Below are 25,228 nucleotides of genomic sequence, written 5' to 3'. Positions count from 1 at the left end.
ACGCGTGCTTCTATTAACCTTTTATTGCCCGCTCTAAAAACGGCCAGACTTTCCCTGTCCCCCTGAAAAGCTTCTCTATACTCAGAGCAACCGGCCGAATGTCCGCCACAAGATGCAACCATCCGAAAGTCCATTACCGATTTACTCTCAGCAGGCTGTTCCTAAATGCGGAGCCCTACCAGGCTTCAATATTCTTATCTGGAAATCATGAAATGGCCTAAACAGTAGCTATCCCTACCGTTAAAGGCCCACTCTAGGAGTACCTTTATGTACCTACCCTATACATATGCCCAAGGGATCTTTGGACAACCACAAAACTATGCTGCGCCCACAGTCAATCCGGTCTTCGGGCTCGCACCGCCCCAACCTCACTTGCCGCTGCAGCAGTTGGCACCGCAAGGGGTGGTGGGGGATTTTGTCAGTCGCGCAGCGCCGCTTGTTGGCGGCATTGTAGGTGGCCCTCAAGGGGAACTAATCAATGCACTCGGTGGCTTAGGGCAGTTGCTGCCTTTCCAGGCAACACAGCAACTCCCACAACAGTTTGTCCCCCATATGCCCCAGCAGCTCGCCCCGCAAATGCCGCCGCAACTCGCACATCAATTTACCCCCCAGGGTTACCTCACTGAACTGATAAATCGCGCAGCTCCGATGCTCGCCAACTACCTCAACACCCCTCAAACCCAGTGGATCAATGCGGCCACCCAGCTGGGGCAACTCCTCCCCTTACAGGCAGCACCTCAACTGGCACCGCAAGGTCTCCTCGGTGAGCTGGTAAGCCGCGCCGCACCGGTTATTGGCAACTATATTGGCGGCCCCCAGGGACAACTTCTCAACAATGCGGCACGTATGGCCACTCACTTACTCCCCTTCCAAGCCGCACCACAATTCGCACCTCATCTCGTCCCCCAGGGATATTTCGGTCAGCCAGCCAATCCGGTGGCTCCGGTTGTACCTGAGCAGTTGGGGATGGCTCCCCCTCAGGGATTCGCACCTTTGAACCCGGTAATGCCGCTCCAAGCCATGCCACAGACCACCCAGCTTCCCTTCCAGAATATGAGCGCTATTGGGCAGCCGCTGCCCTACCAGGCAATGCCACAACCCAATTCCGCTTTACAGCAGCAGGCCTACTTACACTAAAAGGTTCTCGGCAAGGGGCCTCGCCCCCTTGCCTGGGGGTGCTTTCGTCCCTGCGCAAACAGCGCAGCTACAGTGAGAAACAATGAAAAAGTTTGAACAATATGTCGCAGTCCCCAATCGGAAAGCAGCGGCGAGCACCCTGGAGTTAGAGGAGTTAGTGAAAGAGGCCTCCAATTGCCCTGATGTCAAAGACATCACTTTGCGCAAAAGCAACGTCACGCTAGTGGCCACGCCCGATGCGGTCAACGACCTGAGAAAAAAGTTGGGGGGCAAGGTAATTATCGACCCAGACCAACCTATTCACCCACTCAATTAAGGTTGGAGACCGCTCATTCACCTCTTTCAGGCATTTTGCACGGGCGCCAAACCAGTACCGCTCTGACAGCGAAGGATTATGAATATGACTAAATCCCGTCAAGAAAAGACCGCAGGAGAAGCTTCAGTTGAGGTTGCAGAGAAAGTCGAGTTACTGATTTCGCCTCGTCGCAGCCTGATGGCTAAATCCATGGGCGTACAGCCAATGAGTGCCAGCTCAATGCACTCTGTAATCTCTACAATTGCGAGACAGGCAGGCTGCGAAGTACTTCGGGAAATACACCCCAGTAGAAAACTAAAAACCCTCTCCTCGGCGGATGAGGCAACCAATATCTACAAAGTCCGCATGGATGTGGATGCTGCTGCCGCTCTCTACCAGACTGCCCCTCCGAATGTCGCCGTCGAATTGGACTCCTTGCTCTCCTACGGACAGGCAGGCTACTCCCCGACCTTTTCCGCTGTATTTGCCCAACAACCGGGGCTACTGCGCGAGTATCATATCCAAGCCCAGCAGGTCTACTTTCGCATTATTGGCGCAAAAGGTGAACCCATACGCGACGCACAGATAATTGTTGAAAGCGCCGGTTTTCCCCAGGAGGGCGTCACCAATAATAAAGGAGAGGTCGCACTCAATATTTTTGCGCAAAGTGGCAGCGCCCAAGTGAGATCACTGCTGATCCGTCCATCCAAAGATTTTTGGAACAAATATATTCGCTGCCCTTCACTCTCCCTTTCCGGTGTTAACCTGGTGAAGCTCCAACCCCTCAGCGAGGCGATCCCCAACTTCCCCAACGATACTTCCTACGGCTGGGGACAGCGATATATGGGACTGGATCAACTGCCCGATGAATATACCGGCAAGGGCATCAAAATTGCGATCATTGATTCGGGCGCAGACAACCAGCACCCGATACTGGACCACCTGAAAAATGGCATTGATGTTACCAACAACTACGACACCAAGAGTTGGGCAGAAGATATCGTCGGCCATGGCACCCACTGTGCAGGTATTATCACCGGTCAGCCTTCAGGCTCAGAGGCTATTCGCGGTTTCGCTCCCGAAGCCGAGATTTACGTATTCAAAGTTTTTCCCGGTGGACAATTTAGCAGCTTGATCGACGCCCTCACCCACTGTATTGAGCTCGGCGTCGATGTGGTAAATATGAGCCTCGGCAGTTCAGATTCCTCTGAAGCGGTTGAGCAACAAATCGAGGAAGCCACTCAGCACGGTATCGCCTGTATCGTCGCTGCGGGTAATAACGGGGGCGCGGTTCAATATCCAGCCAGATCCCCCAATGCCATGGCGGTGAGCGCGCTCGGGATGCTCAACGAATTTCCCAAAGACTCCTGGGAGGCTCAAACTGTCATCCCCTCTACCGCCTCAACTGATGGCCTGTTTATGCCAACATTCAGTGCTTTTGGGCCGGAAATTTCCGTTGCCGCCCCCGGTGTCGGCATAGTCTCATCAGTTCCAGATAAAGGCTTTGATGTGCAATCGGGCACATCGATGGCCGCCCCACATATCACTGGTATGGCCGCCTTACTGCTTGCCCACCACCCGCTGTTTAAATCTACTTTTCAGCAGAAAGATATATCGCGAGTTACAGGCCTATTCCAACTTATCCGCTCACTGGCCGCCCCCATGCCTCTCGGTGCAGACAAGGTAGGGGCTGGTGTGCCCAAACTGTTTGGCATCGGCTCGGCCTTTGAGTCCGCTAAAGAGCAGGCGAGAACCGGAGGCACCCATACGGCAACGGCACAGGGCCCAATGAACGCCTTGCAGGGCTTTTCTCCTTATGCCACCCCACACTGGCAAGGACAATTCGTGCCCGGAGGCTATTACCCTGCAGATTTAGCGGCCGCCAACCTACAGCAACCGGTGGCCGGTAATTTCCCAGATGGGTTTGCGGCGAGGACTTACGGCATGCAATTCGTTGATCCTCGCACTATGGGATACTGGTAACTATTTCCTGCCCTTAACCTCTAAAAATACTCATAAACGCCGCAGCAGCGCTGCGGCACTCCTTAAAAAGCAACCCCCCAAGCCACCCCGCACAAAGGCTCAAAAGTGAAGGGCTTTTTCATTTCCCTGTCTTGGTTACCTATACGGGGGGTGCCAATATGGGTAACTTCATTTGATAACGACTTTATAAGTGTATTCTTTTTATTGGGGAAAAATAGCCCACTACGCGCCTAATGGTACTGGCTGAGCAGCTCCAACGGCGGGATGCGCAGCTTGTGACCGGTTTGCTTGAAGGCGACACAAGGGCACCTGTAGGCTTAGGTCTTGTCAAAGTGACTGATCCTTAGAACTCCTGCCGAATAAATGATGCTCAAAAGATTACTGATCCTATCCCTATTGCTCACCCTTCTATCTCCCGCCGTTCGAGCCTATGAGATCCTTTACACCGCAGAAATCTCTCCAGATTCACAACTAGCTCAGGTAGAAATAGCCCTCAGCGGTGAAGATATGCCAAGTAAATTGGTGCTAAATCTGAGCTCTGGCCGCTATCGGGATCTGGAAAGCAGCTCCCCTCTGGAGATAGAGGGAGATAAGGCGAACTGGCGGCCGGAGGGGAAAAACCCCACCCTCAAATACCACTTTGTCATCAACCACCAACGCAGCAATGGCGGCTTTGACTCACGCATCACTAAAGATTGGGCCATTCTCCGCAGTGATAAACTGATTGCGCCAGTATCGGCAACCAGTCGCGGCCGCTCTACCGCGCAACTTAAGCTGCTACTGCCCGATGAATGGTATGCGGCCCTCCCCTACCCCAAAACCGAAGACAACCTATACCAGCTATCTGACCCCAAGCGTAAATTTGTAAGGCCTAAAGGCTGGATGATTGTAGGTAAAATAGGCAGCCGACAGGATTTGATCGCCGGCACCGAAACCCGTGTCGCCGGCCCTAAAGATGAAAATCTTCGCCGGCAGGACACCCTGGCCTTTCTCAACTGGAACTTGCCGGAACTAAAACAAATCTTCCCGCTCTTTCCCGATCACTTACTGATCGTGACCGCCGATGACCCCATGTGGCGCGGCGGCCTGTCTGGAACTCGCTCCCTGTATATGCACGCCGATCGACCGCTGATCAGCGGCAACCGCACCAGCAGCATGATCCATGAGTTGGTTCACGTGGGCACAGGGATTCACGGCGACGACGAGAGCGATTGGATTGTGGAGGGCCTGGCTGAATTCTACTCATTGGAGATTCTTAGGCGGACGGGTGGCATCAGTGAAACCCGCTATCAGGAAGCCATGGATAAACTGGTGAATTGGGGCAAAAAGGCCCCGTCTCTGCTAGTAAAACGCTCATCCGGCCCCATTACTGCGCGCGCCGCCGGTGTAATGCAACAGCTAGACAGAGAAATTCGCGAGGCTAGTAACGGCAAAGCCAGCATAGATGATGTCGCTCGGGAGCTGGCTCGTACACGGGGGGAGGTCACACTGAAACGCTTTAGATTGCTCTCTGAAAAAGCAGCGGGCAGGCCTGTAGCTGCATTAGCAATTGAAAACCTGACCGATCAACCGCAAGCCCCCAGTAAATAGCAGGCAAAAAAAAGCCCTGACGACGGGGGGGGAGAGCGTCAGGGCCAAGACCATTAGGAGTGAAACTTAGAGGATTTCATCCTTACTTTCAGGTGGCCGCCATGTAAGCCACCCTACCAGCATTACTAAACACATTTTTTGGGGGGGAGAGATGTGTTAGCCAGATAAGGACAGTATCGAACACAGATCACAGATTGCCAGCACACCTGAAAATTAATTTAGAACAAATAGGAATAGGCTCTCTAGTGACAGAGCCAAAAGTTATTACAGTTCTCCCCCACCCTCAAAAGGTAACTTTTCCTACTTTTTTTCAATTGTTTGCAACTTTAATGAAAACAATGCTTGACTAATCCTCAGGAGCCCCTAAAATGGCGCCCACTTACACAGCAAAGCGCACGTAAGTATAAGAAAACGCTAGGATTTTTCAGATTTATCCGATAGAATTCGCAGCGTTAATTGCCCGCCCAAGGCGGACAAAAAAGGCTAGGTGGCAGAGTGGTCATGCAGCGGACTGCAACTCCGTGTACGCCGGTTCGATTCCGACCCTAGCCTCCATTTTCCTTTTCATTGCAATATCCTGTTAAAGGCAATGAAAGTGAGAATGAAGGGCAGATATTCAATACCGCCCCTCTCTCGCAAAGGATCTGCCCGGGTGGTGGAATTGGTAGACACAGGAGACTTAAAATCTCCCGGCTTCACGGCCGTGCCGGTTCAAGTCCGGCCCCGGGCACCACACGATCCTTTGAAATCAAAAAATACACACCTTATTGTGCAGCCTTCATGCACAAACCACTCCCAAAAAAAATATAAATCTCATTAGCAAATATTTTTCTTAACCGAAGAAAATAGCCCCTTCAAGCACATGCAACTAGCGTCACCATGATGCCGTAGCACCACTACTGACGGCAGACTAATATTTTTTTCAGGCCAACATCCAAGTTGTACGGCTTACTTTCAAAGGGCTGGCCACCCAATGCCGGCTGCTGTCTTTAGCCCCGCTCACCCGAGCCGAGCCCCCAACCCCACCACCCCTTCTTATTTTTACAGCGCAGAGACAGCCCATCAAAATACTATATGGACATACAGTCCTTTGCTGTATGATGAAATTGGCGTCCACATTATACTGGGCAGCGGTTGCGCCACCAGGTGATGCAACTACCAGAGACAGTTCACTGAATGCAGCTGGAGTGGCCTCAAAAGCTAGCACTGATATGGCTTTAGTTTTATCCGTAGGTAAAGCAATCGACAATGGATATAGTTGAAATCCGACGCACCGACCCCGAGTATCCCGCAGGCCTGGAAGACTGCCCCAACCCACCGGCCATACTGTACGCCCGAGGTAATACGGATCTGCTTAGCCGGGCAGGTATAGCTATTGTCGGCTCACGTGACGCCTCTAAAAACGGCCTGGAAATTGCGCAAAGAATCGCAGGGTATGTTGCTTCACGTGGGCATGTCATAGTCAGCGGGCTCGCCCTGGGAATTGATACGGCAGCTCATGAGGGTGCCTTGGCGGCCGGCGGCGACACTATCGCCGTACTTGCCCACGGCCTACACACCGCCAACCCTCCAAGCAACTATAAGCTGGCCATGCGAATACTTGAGGCGGGCGGCCTCTGGGTATCCGAACACCCCGAAGGTGTTCCCCCTCAGAAATACTTCTTTATCGCCAGAAACCGAATACAGGTAGGACTTTCTCAATCCTCAATCATTGTAGAATCGACCACATCAAGCGGAGCGATGAAACATGCTGATTTTTGCCTACAGGCGCGCCATAAGCTATTTGCCGTTGCTCCTCATACCCCTAAAAACTCGCTAGCATTAAATTGCCAGGGCCCGCTCGACCTTATCAGTAATGATAAAGCCACACCCCTGAGGACCAAGGCCGACTACAGCCTCTTAGGGCTATAACGTCTTACTGCCAGAGGGAGGCAGAGGAACGCTACAATGAGTAAATTATGGGCAAAACCCTTGCGGCTCGCTCGCAGCAAAAGCTTTTGCTCAACTGGCACCTTGTAGCAGGTTATACTCCTTAAAAGAAAACTGCGGCTTGAGAGCTATAGCTAAAACCGCTTTCTAGAGGCCAGCAACACCTAAAAGCGCGCCCGATTAGAACAAAAAATCAGCCGGACAGGAACCTATCAAGTACGGCTTAATTTACCACCACTTTACAACCGTATACTTCCATGATGATAAAAATGCCACGCAGTAAAGCAGCTCTCCCCGCCCTCTTTGCTCTTTGCCTTGCCAATACTGGCCACGCCGAGGAGCCTCAGCGCATTGAGTTTTTGAATCCAGCAGGTACAACTTCAAAACTGCCATTTTCAGAGGCTGTAAAAATTGGAAACCAATTGATTCTGTCAGGACAAATAGGCATTTCACCGAAGACGAACAAGTTAGTTCAAGGCGGATTCTCCGCAGAGACAAAACAAACTCTAGAGAATATAAAGCAGACTTTAGCGCGTTACGACTACCAAATGAAAGACGTTGTTAAGTGCACGGTCATTTTAACAGACATCAAAAACTTCCCGGAATTCAACAGCATCTATCGTGAGGCTTTCGCCTACCCCTACCCTGCGAGAACTACTTTTGCTGCGGAATCCCTAGCGCTAAATGCTCAAATTGAGATTGAGTGTATCGCATTCCAATAGATAGGAGTTGCATAGCAGGGCGTCTGCGGCGCCCCTAGATAAAATCCACCTCACTCCACACAACATTAATATTGACATGCTGAGGGAAAACCAAAAGCTACAAGGAAATCAAATTGAGACTTCACAAGTAGCCGACATTAGGAAGCTAATCGCTGCAGACGTAACCGCACGGACCGCAACACCCTACCCAGCCTTACCCCCTAAGCCCCCGCAGAAATACAACTTCACTGAGGCAACTGGACAAGAAAAAAATCTCTCAAGTTCTCACCCATCACTTTGCGAATCTCCTCTTCAGTAAACCCCTGGCGAAGCATTTCAGCGGTAAGTGTGCCCAACCCGCTCACATCGAATGCGACTTTGACACTGCCATCATAGTCCGAACCCAGGGCAACATGATCCACTCCCAGCGTATCAATGGCATAGCGAATACTCTTAACAATACTCTCGGGGCTTGTATCACAGACAGCGCCAGGCCAAAACCCAATGCCAACCAGGCCACCTTTGCCTGCTACCTCCTTCATAACCTCATCGCTGATGTTCCTAGGTGAGTTACAGGCCCCTTTAAGCCCTGTATGAGAAACAATCAACGGCCGTTTGACCAGCTGCAACACCTCACGGACCACCCGCTCGGAGGAGTGGGCAACATCAATCACAATGGAGCGCTCCTCCATCTCCAACACTACTTTTCGCCCAAACTCACTCAAGCCCTGCCCGCTTTCCCCATGTAGCGAACCACCCAGCTTATTGTCGAAAAAGTGTTGTAATCCCATCACTCGAAAACCGGCATCGTAAAGGCGGCCAATATTTTCAATGTTTCCCTCTAGGGCGTGGGACCCTTCGGTTCCAAGCAGTGCGGCCAACACCTCTTCACCACGCTCTCTCGCTGCGAGCACTTGTTGCAAATCTGTAGCGCTTTCAACAATACGGATTTCGTCTGGTGCGGATGCCTGTAGGGTTTTAACACGTTCAGCGTGATAGAGCGCCCGCTCATACAGGCTATCCCAGGTACTCACTGGCCACGCCTGAGTTACGGCAAGCAGCGTTATATTGTCAGCCGCTTCACTGGAGTTTTTCCGGTAATTTTGCCCCCGTGGAGACTTGGTAACCGATGTAAAAACCTGAATACCCAAATTACCCTCGCGGGCACGGGGAAGGTCCAAATGGCCATAGTCAGCTCGGTTTTTCAGGTTTCGAGCCCAGAGAAAGCTATCCGCGTGAAGATCCCCGACCAACAAGGTGTTGTGCAGGGCTTCAGCTTCGAGTGACAACGCTACAGTATGGTCTGACTCAACCTTATTCATCGACTTTTCAACGGCCGGGAGCAAAAGCCATTTCCAGCCGGCGAACAATATCACTAGCACCGCTGTCAAAAGAGTAAGCCACTTTTTCATACACCATCTCCATTACTGAAAGGCCGCTGAGGAAGCTGCGCGGTGGCAAGGGTCTGTTTTGATCCATCAAGGTTATAGAATGAAGTAAATGGAGCAGTCGCTCAACGACTAAGCAGAAGAAAAGACGTTATGGTGGCAATCCCAATGTGAGCCACCAACCCAAGCCCCAGCAAAGAGAGATATCAAGGATAACCAGTGATCCAGTTTTTACGATTAAGCTTACTCACGCTATGCGCTTTACTTATAGGCGGCTGCGCCGCTTTATCGCCTAACTTTGAGCAACCTGAAGTTGAGATTATCGGCCTGGAACCGCTTCCCCCCGTCAGCGGCAGCGACCTGCGCTTTAGAATCCACTTGCGTATTTTCAACCCCAACAATCAGGAGCTCGCTCTTTCTGGTCTCTACTATAAACTCAATCTCGCCGGGCATAAGGTGTTAACGGGAACCTCAAATCGCCTATCACCAATCGCGCCTTTTGGTCAGGAGGATATCTCAGTGGACGCCACGGCCAGCTGGATGGGGTCGCTATTTGCTATAGCTAAGTTGATCAACGGGGGGCAGCAATCTGTGCCCTATGAGCTGCAGGCAAAAATCGGCCTGGATAGGTCAATAGCGCCCGCTATCACGGTGCGCCGCAGTGGTGAGATCCAGCTGAACCAGTATCAGCCTTCCTATCATTAAGCAGAGGCACCGGCAGCTTTGCCGGTACCGGGGAAGACGGGATGGGGGCGCCCCCGTTTCGTTGCCCCCTTATTTATCCTGGCTGTCGGCTATCAGCGCCGGCCAAGCGGCACGCAAATACATCACCATGGTCCATAGGGTGAGGCCTGCGGCAATATAGAGCAGCAGATAACCTATAGTTTCCATTACTGGAAACTCTCTAACATCAAAGGCCAGCAGAACCAGAATTGCAGCCATTTGTGCGGTGGTTTTCACTTTCCCGACGTAGGATACGGCAACACTGCTGCGCTGCCCCAGCTCTGCCATCCACTCCCGCAATCCGGAAACAGCTATTTCGCGGCAAATAATCACCGCCGCTGCAATCGCAAATAGCGCACTGTCATGCAGCCCCACCAGCAAGACCAGTGCAGTGGCCACCATTAGCTTATCGGCCACTGGATCAAGGAAGGCACCCAGGGCGGTACTCTGGTTTAATTTTCTGGCGAGATACCCATCCAGCCAATCGGTTATTGCGGCAACGGCAAAAATTGCAGCAGAGGCAATGTAACTCCACTTGTAGGGTAAATAGAAAACCAAAACAAAAAATGGGATCAATGCAACCCGTAACAGTGTTAGTTGATTGGCGATTGTCATACTTTTCTCTATTCTTGCGGAGGGCGTACGTTATCAAGCCATCGCGCAAAATGAAACGCTTTGAAAAAAACTGGTCATTTATTCACCAGTCGCTACTTGTCCTACTCGTGATGTAGTGCCGAGTATATATCTTGAGCCAGCTTGCGGCTGATACCATCCACGCTGGCCATTTCCGTTACTGTTGCACGCTTTATCTCTTGCAAACCCCCGAAGTGTCGCAGCAACGCTCTTCTGCGAGCCGGCCCCACTCCAGCAATACCTTCCAGCGGGGATTCCCTTCGCTTCTTATCCCGCTTTGCCCGGTGCCCAGCAATAGCGAAGCGGTGCGCTTCATCTCGCACCTGTTGAATTAAGTGCAAGGCGGATGAGTCGGCGGAGAGTACAAGCTCTTTGTTACTGGAAACCACATGTAAGGTTTCAAAACCGGCCTTGCGAGTAGTCCCTTTGGCAACGCCGATAATTTGCACACCGACAACACCCAGCTCATTCAGCGCTTCCACCGCCTGTGTTACCTGGCCCTTCCCCCCATCGATCAGTAGGATGTTGGGAAACTTACCCTCTCCACCTGAAAGGCGGGTGTAGCGCCGTTTGAGTGCCTGCCCCATAGCAGCGTAATCATCGCCCGCTTGGATGCCTTCGATATTGAATCGACGATAGTCCGACTTCACCGGGCCACCGGTGTCAAATACGACACAGGATGCAACCGTCGCCTCGCCGGAGGAGTGGCTAATGTCAAAGCACTCCAACCTCTCGGGAAGCTGTTCCAGTTCGAGCACTTCCTGAAGCTTTTCAAAGCGGCTGTACAGCTTTTGTTGAGCCGCTGTGCGACTACTCAAATTTTGTTGTGCAGCTTGCTGCGCCATCTCAACCCAGGTTGCCCGTTTACCTCGCAACTTATGGGTGATGGCCACTTCGCGGCCACACTGCTCACTGAGCGCCTGTTGCAGCGGCTCGATATCCTGCAAGGCCTCAGAGAGCAATATCTCCCGGGGGATTTCTCGCGGGCTGCCCAGGTAAAACTGCGGGACAAATGCGGAAAGTAATTCCGCCGACGCCAGTCCTAAGCGCTCACTGGGGAAGTAGCTGCGACTACCCAGGATTCGCCCCTGCCTGACAAACAGCACATGCACACAGCAATTACCGCCTTCGCTGGCAATTCCCAATACATCGACATCCCCACTCGCGCCCTCCACCACTTGATCTGCCTGCAAACGGCGCAGCGCAGAAATTTGATCCCGCAGCCTCGCCGCTTTTTCAAACTCCAACGCCCGGGATGCATTATCCATTTGATCGGCCAATTCCCGGATAATCTTATCGCTCTTGCCGGTGAGAAACATTTCTGCGTGGCGTACATCCTGGCGATAGTCTTCCGGGGAAATAAAGTCGACACAGGGGGCGGTGCAGCGCTCTATCTGGTACTGGAGACAGGGCCTTGAGCGGTTGCGGAAAACACTGTCTTCACAAGAGCGGATTCGAAATATTTTTTGTAGAAAATTCAGGCTGTCGCGAACCGAGGATGCATTCGGAAAGGGGCCAAAGTAACGGCCCTTCTTGCGCTTGGCACCGCGATGAAGTGCTATGCGGGGAAAAGTGTCACTGCTGGAAAGAAAGATATAGGGGTACCCTTTATCATCCTTTAACATCACGTTGTAAGGGGGGCGCTGAGACTTGATCAGGCTTTGCTCAAGTACCAAAGCTTCGGTTTCACTGCGCGTTACCGTGACTTCAATATTGTCTATACGCTGTACCAGCGCCATTGTTTTTGTGGTGAGCCCAGAGCTGCGAAAATAACTCGACAGTCGATTGCGGAGGTTCTTAGCCTTCCCTACGTAGAGAATTTTATTTTCGGCATCAAACATTTGGTAGACGCCGGGCTTGCGAGTTACCGTCGCGAGGAAACGCTTGCTGTCAAACATCTGGCAACCGGTCTCAATACTTTGGAAAGATCAGCCACTTTTCAATTAAAGCGCAGCTTCTGGATCAAGAATCTGATGCTTAACGGCGAGAATTGTCAACTCTACATCGCTGTTAATATCCAGTTTCTCAAAAATTCTATAGCGGTAACTGTTTACCGTTTTAGGGCTGACCGAAAGGGATTTTGCGATCTCTGCAACCTTGGCACCATTGACGATCATGTCCGCAGTCTGTAGCTCCCTTTTAGAAAGCTTTTCAAACGGAGACTGCTGTTCATCTTGGCCGCTGACGCTGCGCATAGCCATTTTGGTCGCCATGGAATTGCTGATAAACACACCACCTGAAACAACGGTGCGTATCGCGCGGAGCATTTCTTCCAAGTCCGCCCCTTTGGTGACATACCCCATGGCCCCAGCCTGCATCAAGCGACCCGGAAACAGATCATCATCGAGAGCACTAACGGCAATCACCTTTGCCTGTTGGCACCGCTGGAGTAGTTTTCTTGTCGCCTCCAGGCCGCCCATACCCGGCATTTTTACATCCATCAGAATAACATCGACATGAGACCGGCGAACAAACTCCAAGGCCTCTTCACCGCAATTTGCCTCTCCAGCGACCTCTATATCATCAACATCACCCAGCATGCGCGAAATACCCATTCGCACAAGATCGTGATCATCCACCACTAAGACTTTGATCAAGCTATCCCCAACTACGGATAAGTGCAGTGGCTGCGCCGCGTATACATCCCCAACGCGCGAGCTCTGTAAAACTGCGTTCCTCTTTTAGCTCACGGTGAAACTACCCCGTGTAGGTCCCCCCGGAACCCAGCCGCAACATACCAGACAAAAACGCTAGTGCAAAGCACAAGAACCGTTTCAAATTCTACCAATCAGACATTTGACCACAGAATTTTTCTGCCTTTATAGCATTTAATTATAGCGTAATAACGTAGAACTTGTTTTTTCTTTGCCCAAGATGAGCAGTTCCGCAAAATTTGCGACAGAAGAATCGTTTTATCGCAGAAAATCTTTATGGAAGAAATCAAAATATAAAAATAAATAAAAATTAAATTTGTTATAACAAAGTAATCCTCAATATCTGACGAACCTTTGCATAACTCCACAATACCTATAAGGGCCTTCAGGGGCCAACCTGCGGGATTCTCAGGGCCCCTGACCGACTCTATCACGCTTCTAAGCAGCCCTTATTTGGCACTCCGTACAAAAACAGCAAAACCTTGTGTTGGCGCCCATTTAAACCCGGCACACAATAATTCACGGGTAATAGCGTGGTTCAGGCTCCAAAGTAACGCCAAACTTATCCTGCACATCTGAGGCTATGGCTCGGGCCAGTCCTGTCACCGCATCACCACTGCCGCGACCGGGGTTGACCAGGACCAGCGCTTGTTGGTGATGAACACCCACGGCCTCATGCCGCCTGCCGCGCCAACCGGCACGATCAATCAGCCAGCCCGCCGCCAGTTTCCAGCTTGCACCGCTGGCATAGGCCACCAAATCCGGGTGTTGCGCTTTAAGACTTTGGTAAATATCTGCATTTACAACAGGATTTTTAAAGAAGCTCCCGGCATTGGGGATTTGATCGGGCAGCGGCAGTTTACTATTGCGAACATCGGTTACCGCACCGGCAATTTGTGCCGGCGTCAGGGAGTTACAGTCCCAGCCCTGCTGCTCAATAAATTGCTGCAGCGCGGGATAGGAAACTTTGGGCTGCCAATCTTCTGCGAGGCGGAGATTAACCTGGGTGATAATATATTGGTCTTGCAAGCGCCCTTTAAACACACTATCCCGGTAAGCAAATTCGCAATCCGATGCGGAAAACTGATGTAGTTCGCCGGTGGAAATTTCCATAGCCTGCAAGCTGCAAAAACGGTCACACAGCTCTACACCGTAGGCTCCGATATTTTGGATCGGGGCAGCCCCCACGTTACCGGGGATAAGTGCGAGGTTTTCCAGGCCTCCCATGCCCCGCTCAACTGAGGACATTACCAAGCGGTGCCACCCCTCCCCGGCCGCCGCTTCGATAGTGCCGCCACGGCCACTGGGAGCAATGGTCAATCCGCGCAATCCAACTTGAATAGCGAGCCCGGGGAAATCCCCTGTCAGCACGATATTACTGCCTCCACCCAGCGGCAGAATAGGCAGGCGTTTCTGCTGCGCAAAGCTCAGGGCCTCGCGCAATTCATCCAGCGTTTCTACTCGGGCAAAAAATGCGGTATTTGCCGGAATCGCCAGGGTATTGTGGGGCTGTAAATCGATATTCGCTTCAATCATGGGGCTTTACATCAGGCCAGTGTCTCGCGCATACGCTGAAGGTCTTGCTCAGTATCCACACCTCCAGGTACTACTGCGCAGGCATCCGCTACATGAATTTCCTGATCGTGATACAGAAAACGCAGCTGCTCCAAAGCTTCGAATTGCTCCAGTGGGGCCATAGGCCAGGAGACAAACTGGCGCAGCAGTGCAACGCGATAAGCATAGATACCAATATGGCGACGGGGCTCCAGCCCCTTGGGGAGTTCACTGCTATCCAGCGCGAAGGCATCTCGAGGCCAGGGAATTGGCGCCCGGGAAAAATACCGGGCCAAGCCGGATTCAGTTGTCACCACCTTAACGATATTGGGGTTCTGAAAATCCTCCACGGAGTGAATCGGCTCCGCCAGCGTTGCCACTCCGGCGCGCTCGCTCGCGGCCAGGTTTTCGGCTACCTGGTTGATCACCTCAGCGGGTATCAAGGGCTCGTCACCCTGCACATTCACCAGGATACGGTCGTCTGCAAGGCCTAGATTTTGGGCCACTTCCTGCAAGCGATCGGTACCTGATGCATGCTCCGCCGATGTCATACATACTTCAGCGCCAAAGCCGTGCGCCACTTCTGCGACTCGCATATCATCAGTGGCGATAACCACCCTTTCAGCAGCACTTTCACGAGCGCGCAAATAAACATGCTGCACCATTGGCTTGCCCGCGATATCCGCCAAGGGTTTACCTGGCAGCCGGCTGGAACCGAAGCGCGCGGGGATAATGACATCAAAAGAAGAATTACTGTTCATTTTCACAAAACTGTTGCAGGTGCTTATGCACTTTTTGGTAAAAAAGATCCGGCAGTTTGGCCCGCACTTCGAGGGCCCACCAATGACTCTGCCAAAATTCGCGGCACTTCACCGCATCTTTCATCGTCATAATCACCGGGGTTTCCCCATCGAAATGCAACTCTTGGGAGCTGAATTGATGGTGGTCATCAAAGGGTTGCTCTGTCACCTCGAAGCCCAGCGCTTTTAGCGAGTGGAAAAACCGCTTGGGGTTGCCGATCGCCGCAACCCCGTGGCAAGGCCCCACTTCGGGCCCAGAGGGAAGACGTAATGTGGATGTTTGATCGAGACTAAACTGGTGCCAGCAGGAGGGCTCCAGTGTCATTTCGAACTCTAACAGCCCGTGGCACTGATCCTTGACCCGCGCCTCAGGCTCTCCATTGCTCACCAGCATATCGACACTGTGCAGGCGAGTCGCCGGCTCCCTCAGCGGTCCCCTGGGCAACATGTGGCCGTTGCCCAAACCGCGATGGCCATCGACTACACAAATTTCATAGCTGCGCCAGAGACTGTAATGCTGTAAACCATCGTCCGATAAAATGACATCGCATTGGTGGTAATCAATCAGCGCCTGTGCGGCTTCGGTGCGATTGGGCGAGACCATCACCGGCACGCCGGTAATCAGGTGGAGCATCAGCGGCTCGTCACCGGACTCCAGCGGGTGGGATTGAGCGGTCACCTGATAGGGGTATTTTTCCGCGCGACCACCGTAGCCACGACTGATAATACCCGGATTGCGGCCGCGCTCTTTCAACCAGCGGGCCAATTCCGCCACCACGGGTGTCTTGCCTGCACCGCCGACGGTAATATTGCCAACCACAATAACCGGTACAGAGAGGGGTTCCGGTGGTGTGCGCGAATTCATAACCCGGCGTCGCTTGCTGACCCCACCGTAGAGTAGTTCCAGCGGGGTGAGCAGGGAGAGCGAGCGGCTTTTACCGGTTTCCGGGTACCAGCGCTTGTTAAACCAGTCTTCCAGTGACATTCAACTGCCCTATCCCATTGTTTGCTGCTGTAACAGAGATGCGTAGCGCCCACCTTGGGCAAGCAGCTCTGCGTGATTTCCACTCTCTACAATTCGGCCTTTCTCCATCACCAAAATGCGATCGGCCTTCTCAATCGTACTCAGGCGATGGGCAATGACAAACGTAGTGCGGTTTTTCATGACTTCTGTCAGCGCAGCCTGAATGTGGCGCTCCGACTCATTATCCAGTGCGGAGGTGGCCTCATCCAAGATCAGTATGGGGGCATCCTTCAGCAGGGCGCGAGCAATAGATAAACGCTGCCGCTGACCCCCGGAGAGCATCTGCGCATTATCCCCCAGTATCGTATCCTGCCCCTGGGGCAACTCCTGGATAAACTGGGCCGCATGGGCCTGCTCTATAGCGCGCAGAACATTTTCCCGTGGCGCGTTTTCCAACTCACCGTAGGCAATATTGCGATACACGCTGTCGTTAAACAGTACGATATTTTGCGAGACCATACTGATATGGCGGCGCAACTCTTTTAGTGGGACTTTGGCAATATCCTCGCCATCAATCAGGATACGCCCCCCCGTCGGCTCGTAAAATCGCGCGAGCAGACTAACCAGGGTACTCTTACCGGAGCCCGATGCCCCCACCAGGGCCACCGTTTCACCCGGGCTGACAGAGAAACTGATATCGGAAAGCACTTTTGGCGCGGCCGGGTCGTAACTAAACTCAAGCGCCTCAAACGCGACGGTGCCTTTCACCGGCTTGGGCAACTCCGCTTTACCGCCCTGGGGCTCTCTCGGCGCATCCATAACCTCAAAGATACTCTCGGCAGCGGCAATACCTTTCTGGATATCGGCAAATATTTCGGAGAGGCTGCGCACCGGCTTAGCCAGGGATGCAGCCGCGCCAATATAAGCAGCAAAAACACCCGCAGTCATGGACTCAACCATGCCCGGTGCCAGCGCCAGCCAAACGATGGTTGCGGTAGATAGCCCCACGAGAATTTGAATAACCGAAACGCTGGCATTATTTGCCACTACCAACTTCATAAACTGCCGGCGGTTATTATCGCTGGCAGAGAGGAAACGGGACTTCTCGTAATCCTGCCCCCCGTACATACGCACCACCTGATAGCCGTTAATCGCCTCCTGGGTGACATGGGTAACATCCCCCATGGAGTTTTGGATGCGGTGGCTCAATTTGCGGAAACGCTTGCCCACAATGCGCACAATAAACGCGATCAAGGGAGCAAACAGGAAGAAGGTTAGAGTCAGCTTCCAATTGACCAATAACAGATAGGTCAAGAGACCGATAACCGTAAATGACTCACGGAAGAGTACCTTCACCGCCTTGGTGATGGAGTTGGTGACCTGCTCAACGTTGTAGGAGACTTTGGAGATCAGGTAAGCGCCGGTAAAGCGGTCAAAATAGGAGCTGGGAAGCTGGCCAATTCTCTCAAATAGCTGGGTTCGCAACTCGTGAATCACTGCGCGGCCCACATAGGCCAAACCATAACCACCGACAAAGTTACCGATTGCCCTGAAAACAATAATCAGCAACATCGCAAGCGGCACCAGCCAGCGAGCGGTATCCTGGGGCATAACTCCATCTGGGTAGTGGGATGCCACAAACCTTGAGAGGAACCCGCGACTCTCCTGGATACCGGCCCCCACTGCATCGAGCAACAACTCGGTCACAGCAATCAGGCTGACACCCATTATCGAGAACAGGAAGAAACCCAATACCGCAACCCCGAAAATTGCCAGGTGCGGGCGGGCATAAGTGAGCAAACGACGGTAAGTTTCCGCCCCATTTTGCGGTTTGCTGGGGGGCGCTTTTACTTTCTTCATACAGACCAATGAATGGACTCGCCCCAACTGGGGCGAGTGCGCACAGAAACCGAAGGCAAGTCAGCTCCCCCGAAGGGTTCCGCGCTAGTTTTCTTCCGGCTGCCGTGTAGTAATGCTTAGGTTGACAAAGCCCAGCTGTCCAGCGGCATCCATTGCCCGAACCACGGCTTGGTGATGAGCGGTGGCGTCGGCGGTTATCACAAGCGGGCGATTGTACTCGCCTGCGGAAACTTCCGACAGCGCAGATTTGAGGGTGTTGATTTTCTTGTTGATCAAGGCTTGACCATCTACGGAGTAAGAGCCATCGGCGCTGATCAAAATCTCTACAGACTTGGGCTGATCTACGGCCTGGGGGCCTGCGGCTTCAGGCAAATTCAGCTTCAGATGACTTTCCTTGGTGAAGGTTGTAGACACCATAAAGAAAATCAACAGCAGAAATACCACATCAATCAGCGGTGTTAGGTTGATCCCTTCCTGCTCTTTGGCTTGGCGGCGGAATTGCATCGCTTGCTACCCCACTCAGGCCGCATCTTCGATTTTGCGATCGCTATGCAGAGCATCTACGAGCTTGACGGCTTCCTGCTCCATTGCCACAACAATCGTATCAACGCGACGCTGGAAGTATCTGTGCGCCATCAGTGCCGGTATCGCAACGGTCAAGCCTGCGGCAGTGGTAATCAATGCCTGACTGATACCGCCGGCCAGAACACCCGCGTTGCCGGTACCCTCCAGCATGATTGCGGTAAACACCTGAATCATACCGATCACGGTACCCAGCAGACCAATAAGCGGTGCTACGGCGGCAATGGTACCGAGTGCTCCCAGGAAACGCTCCAACTCGTGAACCACCTGGCTGGCGGTCTCCTCAATGCTGTCTTTCATAACCTCGCGGCCGTGGCGGGAGTTGGATAAACCCGCAGCAAAAATTCTTCCCAGCGGGCTGGAGTCGCGCAACTCCTTCAATTTTTCCGCATTGGCCTGGTTTTTCTTCAGCCAGCCCCATACATCCCCCAACAGGGTGCGCGGTGCGATACGCTGAGGGTTCAAAGTCCAGAAACGCTCAATGCAAATTGCAATAACCGCTACAGAACAAAGCAGGATTGGCAGCATCAACCAGCCACCGGATTTTATTATCTCTAACACTTTCTTAGCCCCAGAAAACCAGAGGGAATTTTTGGAAAATTATTACTGCACCCAGAGTGCAGAGCAGCACTTTATCACAGCTGGTCCCGGCGGCTAAGTCCTCCGGCACTTCTATAGCCCCTGTTGTGACTCGTATACCAAAACCGTGGTACCAGGCGGGCCTGTGAAATTCGCGGCTCCCGATCACCAAATCGCCAGAAAAACTCGATCGCCCCACTATCCGCAGTGTTAAAGACACTAACCCCCGAATACCGGTACCGTTTGACCACATCCGGGTGCGGATGACCAAAGTGATGGCGAAAACCGGAACTGAACACAACCCGCTTTGGTTTGGCCCACGCCAGTAGTGCGGGGGATGATGAGGAGCGGGAACCGTGATGAGGTGCCACCAGGACATCAACCGCAGGAAACTGCGGATACAATTTAGACAAGCGCTGCTCAACTGCCCGGCCAATATCCCCTGTGAGCAATAAACGCACGCCCTGCCACTCCACCAAAATGACGCAGCTGTGATCGTTCTCCTCTCCATCCAGTATCGCTTCACCACTAAGCGGTATTGGCGGCCACAGCCCACGGAGAGTGATATCGCCCAATTGATCTACCTTGCCGGCTCGACACTGCTCACTGATAGTAGCAAGCGATTTCGGCAAGCGACCAGCTAAGGCACCCGGTACATAGAGTTTCTTAGCCGCGATCATTTTGAGTAAACCTTCCACACCGCCCGCGTGATCCCTATCGCCATGGCTGACAATTAGTGCATCGATCTCGCGCCCTCCAGTCGCCAGCAAATAAGGGGCAACAATCGAACTCCCTGCACTCCACCCTTGGGGAATAGAGGGCCCGCTATCGTACACAATGCGCGCCCTCCCGCTATCGATAACCAGCGATAAGCCCTGCCCCACATCCAGGACTGAAAAATTCAAGCGCTCCTCGGCAGGCGATAATTCGGCCAGCCAGGGCTGGGCAAGGGGAAGCAGGAACAACCAGCCCAATTGGCGCCCAGGCAGTCCCCTGGGCAGCAGAAGCAAGACCGCACCGAGCCCGGCAATCGCAATAACCAGTGCACTGGTGGGAACCGCGAAGTGCTGAAAAGCGGGCAGAAATTGATCGACCGCATTGAGTGTCGCCATTAGCAGTTCCAGTTGCCAACCGGCAAATTGCAACAGGCAAACACCCAACTGGGTATCACTAAATACCGCACCCAGCATAATTGACGGCAAAATAGACAGGCCCACCCAGGGAATTGCAATCAGATTGACTAATACACCAGAAAAACTAAAGCCTGAAAAATATAAGATCGACGGGACAAATAAACCGACCCCAACCAGCCACTGACTGCGCAGCAGCTGCCAAAATGGCGCTAGAGAAAAGCGGCGCAGTCTGGGGGGCGTTTCATCGGGAGATTCAGCCTGCTGCTCCCACAGCGGCGCTCTAGACAGGGCTGTCCGCCCACTAAACCCCAGCAGTAAGCTTCCAACCGCGACAAAGGACAACCAAAAACCGGCACTATAAAAAGCCAGAGGCTGCAAGGTGAGCACTATCGCCAAGGCCAAAGCATAGGCAAAACCCGCCCCCAGCCTTCGCCGCCAGTGCCACGCCAGCAATAATACCCAAGTCATTGCAACCGCCCGTTGCGCCGATAGTGGAGCACCCGCTATCAGGGCATATCCCAAGCTGCCCAGCAGCGCGAGTGCGACCGCAATATCAAAGCGACTGACACCTGAGAAGAGCCCAATCCCTTTTGCCAGCAAGGTAGCAAACAGCATAATAGCGCCGGCCACCATGCCCACATGTAGCCCGGAAATAGCGATTAAATGGCCTGTACCGGTCCGCCGGAAGAGATCCGTATCGGCATCATTCAACTGACTGCGATCCCCCAGCAGAAGAGCAATAATCAGCTCCGGCCGCTGTAGCGGTAACTGACCGATGCGAAAGCGCAATTCATCCCGCAACCCGACAATACCACTCCCCTGCCCCAGCCATTGGGGGGAATAATCCCCGGGGCGAATATAGCCAGTGGCGCTGATTCCCTCACGCAGGAGCCAACCCTCATAGTCAAAGGTATGCGGATTAACACTCCCCCTGGGGCTTTTCAATCGCACTGGCAGTATCCACCGGGAGCCGCCCCGCAAGCGCGCCAAAGTCTCATCATCTACTCGATACCAGGTTAGATTGAGAAGACTGCCGGAAACTAATCCTCCCGCCTCAGCCCCATCTTGAGGGGCCCCCGCAGGCAAAAAGCTGGAGACAATATCTATAACCCGAGCCCGAAAGCGCACCGTTTGGGAGTTAGAATCCGCGCCAAACCCGCCCCCTTCAGTGATCTCTGGCAGCGAAACCAAATCCAACCGCAGTACAAAATCTGCGCCATGTGCGTGAAGAGGCAGGCGACGCTCCAAGGCGGCTTCATTGACATAAAGGGCCCAGGCCGCCCCGGCAAAAGACGTCAAAACCAGAAACAAGAGGCGTCGATAAGGCCTACCCCAGCAAACCAGCACTATCAGAGAGAAGTAGAGCAGCCCCAGCGCACCCCAAGCAGGTAAGTGGGCCAGACAACCCACCGCAATAATAGAGAGCGAGTAGACCCAGAGATATACGCTGGGCCCGAGAGAACCGACAGTGCAAACCCGCTTACACCGTCGTCGAAAAAGCGAGCAAATCCACACCCCCATCGACAGCGCCGCTCCCTGCACTCGTTTTTGATCGATTATCAAGCAAAACCAAAGGCTTAGGCCCGATGGAAAACAACTGCTTTAGGCAGCCAAAGTCCCACTGCAACTAGCTAACCTGCCATTCCTAGCACTGGCTAGTCACATATTTTTAAGAAAAATGCCATTTTTAACATGTTTGTAATATTCAAAAAGCAAAATCCGCACCAAATCGAAAGGGCGCCAACGAGGATGATACGGAAGGCACCTTTCAACCCAAAACCAAAACTGTGCGAGACGATTATGAATAAGACCGCTCTCTCTCTGGCCATCGTTGCCATGGTACCCGCTCTGGCCAACGCCCAAGATGAAGGCGAAGTACTCGACTTTTACGGCAAAGCCAACGTCACTTTCCAGTCTGCGGATGAAGGTGACGATTCCGTCACTGACGTTCAGAGCAACGCTTCCCGCCTGGGCGTAAAGGGTGAAATCGCCCTGACTGACGGCATCAAAGGTATCTACCGTATGGAATACGAAGTAGATATGGATGGCGACGCTGACGACACTTTCTCCCAGCGCAACATCTACGCAGGCCTGGAAGGCGGCTTCGGCCAAGTCATCGCGGGTAAATTCGACACCCCTCTGAAAGTTGCCCAGAAGAAAGTTGACCTGTTCAACGATTTAGAAGGCGATATCAAGAGCCTGATCACCAACAGCGATAACCGCGAAGAAGACGCGCTTCAGTACACTACCCCCTCTTTCAATGGCTTCAAAGCTTCCGCTGCTTATATCAGCAACAAAGAAGAAGTTATTAACGAGGAAACCGGTGAAGAACGCAATAACGGCGTATCTATGTCTGTCGCCTATGACAACAACGGCGTTTACCTGGCCTACGCTATGGACCAGGACGTTGAAGGTCAGGACGTTGACGTTCACCGCTTTGTTGCCCAGTACAATATCGGTGCTGTGCAGGTGGGCGCTCTGTTTGAAGAGCAAGACGCCGACGGTAGTGATTCCGTAGACGGCTGGGTGGGTTCTGTTGCCTACAAGCTGGACCAGTGGACCCTGAAAGCCCAGTACGGCCAGTCTGACATCAAGGCAGAAGGCGGTGAGACTTACAGCCTGGGCGCTGATTACAAATTCAACAGCGCCGCTAAAGTATTCGGCTTCTACACCGACGAAACTGCTGACGACGGCTACGATCGCAGCTACGCCGGTATCGGTGCTGAATACAAGTTCTAATAATTCCTGATAGGCGGCGGTTCAAATTGGGAAATGCGATTTCGTCGTATGGGGATGACTGAGCTTGGGAAAGGGCGGCCACTGGCCGCCTTTTTTATTGCGACACCCTAAATTATCAGCAAATCCATTAAATGGTTTACCGGCATTTCCTCCAGCTTCTGTTGCTCCCGAAAGATATTGAAGAGCGCCTCTACACGATCGGGTGGAAAACGCGAGTACAGGTTTGCTCTAAATTTCTCTAGCAACAGCGGTATCCCCTCACTGCGGCGACGCCTGTGTCCAAGTGGGTATTTGATTTCCACCTTATTTGTCGCGCTGCCGTCTTTAAAAAAGACCTGAACCGCATTGGCGATCGAGCGCTTCTCTGGGTCCAGGTATTCGGCGGAATAGTATTTATCCTCTATCACTTCAATTTTTTCACGCAACCGATCTATTTCCGGGTGGTTCCGATGAAAATCATTTTCATAAAATTCAACCGCTAAGCCTTCATACAGAAGAGCCACCGCAACAATATACTGAAGGCAGTGATCCCGATCTGCGGCATTCTCCAGATGGCCCGTTTTGGCAATGATGCGAATCGCAGACTCATGGGTAGTTACAACAACCCTATCAATTTCCGCACAGCGCCCTTGCACTTGGGGACTTAAGAGAATTGCTGCCTCACAGGCGGTCTGGCTATGAAATTCCGCAGGAAAGGATATTTTGAAAAGAATATTCTCAATAACATAAGAACCGTAATCGCGAGGGAAGTGAAATTTCTGATCCTGCTTTCCCTTTACCCTCTGGTCTGCACAGGTCTGGCTAAATAAAACATCATAGAAACCCCACTGCTTCGCGGTAAGCACAGTGGGCACCCCCATCTCACCGCGCAATGCCATATCTGCAAGCTGTACCCCTCTGGCGCTGGCATCACCGGCAGCCCAGGATTTACGCGACCCCGTATTGGGCGCATGCCGGTACGCCCTCAATGCACCGCCGTCAGCCCAAGCCAATGAGACAGCCGCCATCACCCTATCCCGGTTACCCCCTTGCAACCAAGTGGCGACGGCCGCAGAAGCCACCCGGACCAATAACACATGGTCGAGCCCTACCCTGTTGAAGCTATTTTGCAGCGCCAAGACCCCTTGAATCTCATAAGCTTTAACCATCGCGTCCAATACCATCCGCACAGTTAGCGGCTTGTCACCCAGTGCCAATTTCCTCTGAGATAGGTGATCGCATACCGCCAAAATAGCTCCCAGGTTGTCAGATGGATGCCCCCACTCCGCAGCGAGCCAAGTATCGTTGTAATCAAGCCAGCGAATGGTTGCGCCGATATCCCAAGCCGCTTTTACCGGTTCCACACAAAACTGAGTCCCCGGCACACGCGCTCCACAGGGAACCTGAGTTCCAAGAACCCAGGGGCCCAGCAGCTTGCTACACGCGGGGAAGCCCAGAGCCAAAACCGCACACCCCAGAGAGTCCATCAAACAATAGCGCGCCGTCTCCAGAGCACCTTCAGAATGGACCTGATAATGAAGAACATAATCAGCAATATCCTGTATTACCTGGTCATACTTTGAGGAGTCTTTCTGCGGTGAAAGGATGGGCATAATCGAAACGCCAGGCAGCTATTTACAAGGTTAGATACTAAGGAGCCTAGCCTCTCTCCCTAAATCATCTGAAAAAGGCGGATAAATAGGTATTGCGACCAAACAAGAGCAATAATTCACAGAATAATAAAGCGGGGCATACTGAAACCGTATATCTGCCGCCCAATGCGCAACTATCGATTCAATCTATCACTGAGAGCGCCTAAAATTCACAGGCAACGATTATAGAAAATTAAAGTAAGCCAGCCACCGGAAATGCAAAGATCCTCGCCCTCGATAGATTACCAGCACCCCACCAGCACCAATTGATATACATCAATAGTTACCCAACTAAACACCCTGAAATCATTAAAAAAACAGAAAAAATAAATACCCTTTTAAACTGCCTCTCT

Annotated in this window: 20 protein-coding genes and 2 tRNA genes; 10 read left to right on the top strand and 12 right to left on the bottom strand. The window is 52.6% G+C overall.

Annotated elements, in window-relative coordinates:
- Window positions 1–267: 267 nt before the first annotated feature.
- The 8 genes from ACJJIK_RS03390 (at window position 268) to ACJJIK_RS03355 (ending at window position 7,656) form a co-directional block, all read left to right on the top strand.
- Window positions 268–1,137, top strand: coding sequence for a hypothetical protein (locus ACJJIK_RS03390; RefSeq protein WP_444944207.1), 870 nt, complete (start codon window positions 268–270; stop codon window positions 1,135–1,137).
- An 82-nt stretch (window positions 1,138–1,219) separates the two neighbouring features.
- Window positions 1,220–1,453 (top strand): hypothetical protein, encoded by a 234-nt coding sequence (locus ACJJIK_RS03385; protein WP_444944206.1) that lies wholly within the window; start codon window positions 1,220–1,222, stop codon window positions 1,451–1,453.
- An 84-nt stretch (window positions 1,454–1,537) separates the two neighbouring features.
- A complete protein-coding gene (locus ACJJIK_RS03380; RefSeq protein WP_444944205.1) occupies window positions 1,538–3,415 on the top strand; it encodes a S8 family peptidase in 1,878 nt (625 codons plus the stop codon).
- A 363-nt stretch (window positions 3,416–3,778) separates the two neighbouring features.
- Window positions 3,779–5,005, top strand: a complete 1,227-nt coding sequence (locus ACJJIK_RS03375; protein WP_444944204.1) for a hypothetical protein — start codon at window positions 3,779–3,781, stop codon at window positions 5,003–5,005.
- A gap of 481 nt (window positions 5,006–5,486) precedes the next feature.
- Window positions 5,487–5,560 (top strand) — tRNA-Cys (locus ACJJIK_RS03370).
- A gap of 91 nt (window positions 5,561–5,651) precedes the next feature.
- Window positions 5,652–5,738 (top strand) — tRNA-Leu (locus ACJJIK_RS03365).
- 515 nt (window positions 5,739–6,253) lie between these two features.
- Window positions 6,254–6,916 carry a DNA-processing protein DprA gene (locus ACJJIK_RS03360; RefSeq protein ID WP_444931170.1) on the top strand — a complete coding sequence of 221 codons (663 nt, stop codon included), beginning with the start codon at window positions 6,254–6,256 and terminating at the stop codon, window positions 6,914–6,916.
- A 287-nt stretch (window positions 6,917–7,203) separates the two neighbouring features.
- Window positions 7,204–7,656 carry a RidA family protein gene (locus ACJJIK_RS03355; protein ID WP_444944203.1) on the top strand — a complete coding sequence of 151 codons (453 nt, stop codon included), beginning with the start codon at window positions 7,204–7,206 and terminating at the stop codon, window positions 7,654–7,656.
- 224 nt (window positions 7,657–7,880) lie between these two features.
- Here the strand turns inward: ACJJIK_RS03355 and ACJJIK_RS03350 are convergent, their stop codons facing one another.
- Entirely contained in the window at window positions 7,881–9,047 is a 1,167-nt protein-coding gene (locus ACJJIK_RS03350; RefSeq protein ID WP_444944202.1) for a dipeptidase, read from the bottom strand.
- A gap of 195 nt (window positions 9,048–9,242) precedes the next feature.
- Between ACJJIK_RS03350 and ACJJIK_RS03345 the strand changes: the two genes are divergently transcribed.
- Window positions 9,243–9,728: an LEA type 2 family protein gene (locus ACJJIK_RS03345; RefSeq protein WP_444931174.1), complete on the top strand. Its 486-nt coding sequence runs from the start codon at window positions 9,243–9,245 to the stop codon at window positions 9,726–9,728.
- A 69-nt stretch (window positions 9,729–9,797) separates the two neighbouring features.
- On the opposite strand, the gene pgsA is transcribed toward ACJJIK_RS03345, so the two are convergent.
- The 10 genes from pgsA to ACJJIK_RS03295 form a co-directional block, all read right to left on the bottom strand.
- On the bottom strand, window positions 9,798–10,361 hold the full coding sequence (pgsA, locus tag ACJJIK_RS03340; protein ID WP_444931175.1) for a CDP-diacylglycerol--glycerol-3-phosphate 3-phosphatidyltransferase: 564 nt from the start codon (window positions 10,359–10,361) through the stop codon (window positions 9,798–9,800).
- A gap of 101 nt (window positions 10,362–10,462) precedes the next feature.
- Window positions 10,463–12,277, bottom strand: a complete 1,815-nt coding sequence (gene uvrC / locus ACJJIK_RS03335; protein WP_444931176.1) for an excinuclease ABC subunit UvrC — start codon at window positions 12,275–12,277, stop codon at window positions 10,463–10,465.
- Window positions 12,278–12,322: 45 nt separating this feature from the next.
- Window positions 12,323–12,976, bottom strand: coding sequence for a response regulator (locus tag ACJJIK_RS03330; RefSeq protein WP_444931177.1), 654 nt, complete (start codon window positions 12,974–12,976; stop codon window positions 12,323–12,325).
- Window positions 12,977–13,552: 576 nt separating this feature from the next.
- The gene (murB, locus tag ACJJIK_RS03325) at window positions 13,553–14,569 is read right to left on the bottom strand and encodes a UDP-N-acetylmuramate dehydrogenase (RefSeq protein ID WP_444944201.1); all 1,017 of its coding nucleotides are present in this window, start codon (window positions 14,567–14,569) and stop codon (window positions 13,553–13,555) included.
- Window positions 14,570–14,580: 11 nt separating this feature from the next.
- Window positions 14,581–15,348 carry a 3-deoxy-manno-octulosonate cytidylyltransferase gene (kdsB, locus tag ACJJIK_RS03320; RefSeq protein WP_444931179.1) on the bottom strand — a complete coding sequence of 256 codons (768 nt, stop codon included), beginning with the start codon at window positions 15,346–15,348 and terminating at the stop codon, window positions 14,581–14,583.
- Window positions 15,338–16,372 carry a tetraacyldisaccharide 4'-kinase gene (lpxK, locus tag ACJJIK_RS03315; RefSeq protein ID WP_444931180.1) on the bottom strand — a complete coding sequence of 345 codons (1,035 nt, stop codon included), beginning with the start codon at window positions 16,370–16,372 and terminating at the stop codon, window positions 15,338–15,340. The genes kdsB and lpxK overlap by 11 nt, the downstream gene beginning before the upstream one ends.
- Before the next feature lie 9 nt (window positions 16,373–16,381).
- On the bottom strand, window positions 16,382–18,211 hold the full coding sequence (gene msbA, locus ACJJIK_RS03310) for a lipid A export permease/ATP-binding protein MsbA (RefSeq protein ID WP_444944200.1): 1,830 nt from the start codon (window positions 18,209–18,211) through the stop codon (window positions 16,382–16,384).
- An 84-nt stretch (window positions 18,212–18,295) separates the two neighbouring features.
- Window positions 18,296–18,715, bottom strand: a complete 420-nt coding sequence (locus ACJJIK_RS03305) for an ExbD/TolR family protein (RefSeq protein ID WP_444931182.1) — start codon at window positions 18,713–18,715, stop codon at window positions 18,296–18,298.
- Between the two features lie 15 nt (window positions 18,716–18,730).
- The gene (locus ACJJIK_RS03300; protein WP_444931183.1) at window positions 18,731–19,354 is read right to left on the bottom strand and encodes a MotA/TolQ/ExbB proton channel family protein; all 624 of its coding nucleotides are present in this window, start codon (window positions 19,352–19,354) and stop codon (window positions 18,731–18,733) included.
- A 74-nt stretch (window positions 19,355–19,428) separates the two neighbouring features.
- Complete coding sequence (locus ACJJIK_RS03295) at window positions 19,429–22,026, bottom strand: DNA internalization-related competence protein ComEC/Rec2 (RefSeq protein WP_444945033.1); 2,598 nt, start codon at window positions 22,024–22,026, stop codon at window positions 19,429–19,431.
- Window positions 22,027–22,305: 279 nt separating this feature from the next.
- Between ACJJIK_RS03295 and ACJJIK_RS03290 the strand changes: the two genes are divergently transcribed.
- Window positions 22,306–23,244, top strand: a complete 939-nt coding sequence (locus ACJJIK_RS03290) for a porin (RefSeq protein ID WP_444931185.1) — start codon at window positions 22,306–22,308, stop codon at window positions 23,242–23,244.
- Between the two features lie 107 nt (window positions 23,245–23,351).
- Here the strand turns inward: ACJJIK_RS03290 and ACJJIK_RS03285 are convergent, their stop codons facing one another.
- Window positions 23,352–24,836, bottom strand: a complete 1,485-nt coding sequence (locus tag ACJJIK_RS03285) for a bifunctional 2-methylcitrate dehydratase/aconitate hydratase (protein ID WP_444944199.1) — start codon at window positions 24,834–24,836, stop codon at window positions 23,352–23,354.
- Between the last annotated feature and the right edge of the window lie 392 nt (window positions 24,837–25,228).

It is taken from the genome of Microbulbifer regidiadema (SeqCode), assembly GCF_052466995.1.
This window is presented reverse-complemented; position numbering and strand designations above follow the sequence as displayed.

Excerpts from the sequence above, each read along its gene's own strand:
- ACJJIK_RS03390 (WP_444944207.1), top strand. The coding sequence starts at position 268 with ATGTACCTACCCTATACATATGCCCAAGGGATCTTTGGACAACCACAA.
- ACJJIK_RS03385 (WP_444944206.1), top strand. The coding sequence starts at position 1,220 with ATGAAAAAGTTTGAACAATATGTCGCAGTCCCCAATCGGAAAGCAGCG.
- ACJJIK_RS03380 (WP_444944205.1), top strand. The coding sequence starts at position 1,538 with ATGACTAAATCCCGTCAAGAAAAGACCGCAGGAGAAGCTTCAGTTGAG.
- ACJJIK_RS03375 (WP_444944204.1), top strand. The coding sequence starts at position 3,779 with ATGATGCTCAAAAGATTACTGATCCTATCCCTATTGCTCACCCTTCTA.
- ACJJIK_RS03360 (WP_444931170.1), top strand. The coding sequence starts at position 6,254 with ATGGATATAGTTGAAATCCGACGCACCGACCCCGAGTATCCCGCAGGC.
- ACJJIK_RS03355 (WP_444944203.1), top strand. The coding sequence starts at position 7,204 with ATGCCACGCAGTAAAGCAGCTCTCCCCGCCCTCTTTGCTCTTTGCCTT.
- ACJJIK_RS03350 (WP_444944202.1), bottom strand. The coding sequence starts at position 9,047 with ATGAAAAAGTGGCTTACTCTTTTGACAGCGGTGCTAGTGATATTGTTC.
- pgsA (WP_444931175.1), bottom strand. The coding sequence starts at position 10,361 with ATGACAATCGCCAATCAACTAACACTGTTACGGGTTGCATTGATCCCA.
- uvrC (WP_444931176.1), bottom strand. The coding sequence starts at position 12,277 with ATGTTTGACAGCAAGCGTTTCCTCGCGACGGTAACTCGCAAGCCCGGC.
- murB (WP_444944201.1), bottom strand. The coding sequence starts at position 14,569 with ATGATTGAAGCGAATATCGATTTACAGCCCCACAATACCCTGGCGATT.
- kdsB (WP_444931179.1), bottom strand. The coding sequence starts at position 15,348 with ATGAACAGTAATTCTTCTTTTGATGTCATTATCCCCGCGCGCTTCGGT.
- lpxK (WP_444931180.1), bottom strand. The coding sequence starts at position 16,372 with ATGTCACTGGAAGACTGGTTTAACAAGCGCTGGTACCCGGAAACCGGT.
- msbA (WP_444944200.1), bottom strand. The coding sequence starts at position 18,211 with ATGAAGAAAGTAAAAGCGCCCCCCAGCAAACCGCAAAATGGGGCGGAA.
- ACJJIK_RS03305 (WP_444931182.1), bottom strand. The coding sequence starts at position 18,715 with ATGCAATTCCGCCGCCAAGCCAAAGAGCAGGAAGGGATCAACCTAACA.
- ACJJIK_RS03295 (WP_444945033.1), bottom strand. The coding sequence starts at position 22,026 with ATGGGGGTGTGGATTTGCTCGCTTTTTCGACGACGGTGTAAGCGGGTT.
- ACJJIK_RS03290 (WP_444931185.1), top strand. The coding sequence starts at position 22,306 with ATGAATAAGACCGCTCTCTCTCTGGCCATCGTTGCCATGGTACCCGCT.
- ACJJIK_RS03285 (WP_444944199.1), bottom strand. The coding sequence starts at position 24,836 with ATGCCCATCCTTTCACCGCAGAAAGACTCCTCAAAGTATGACCAGGTA.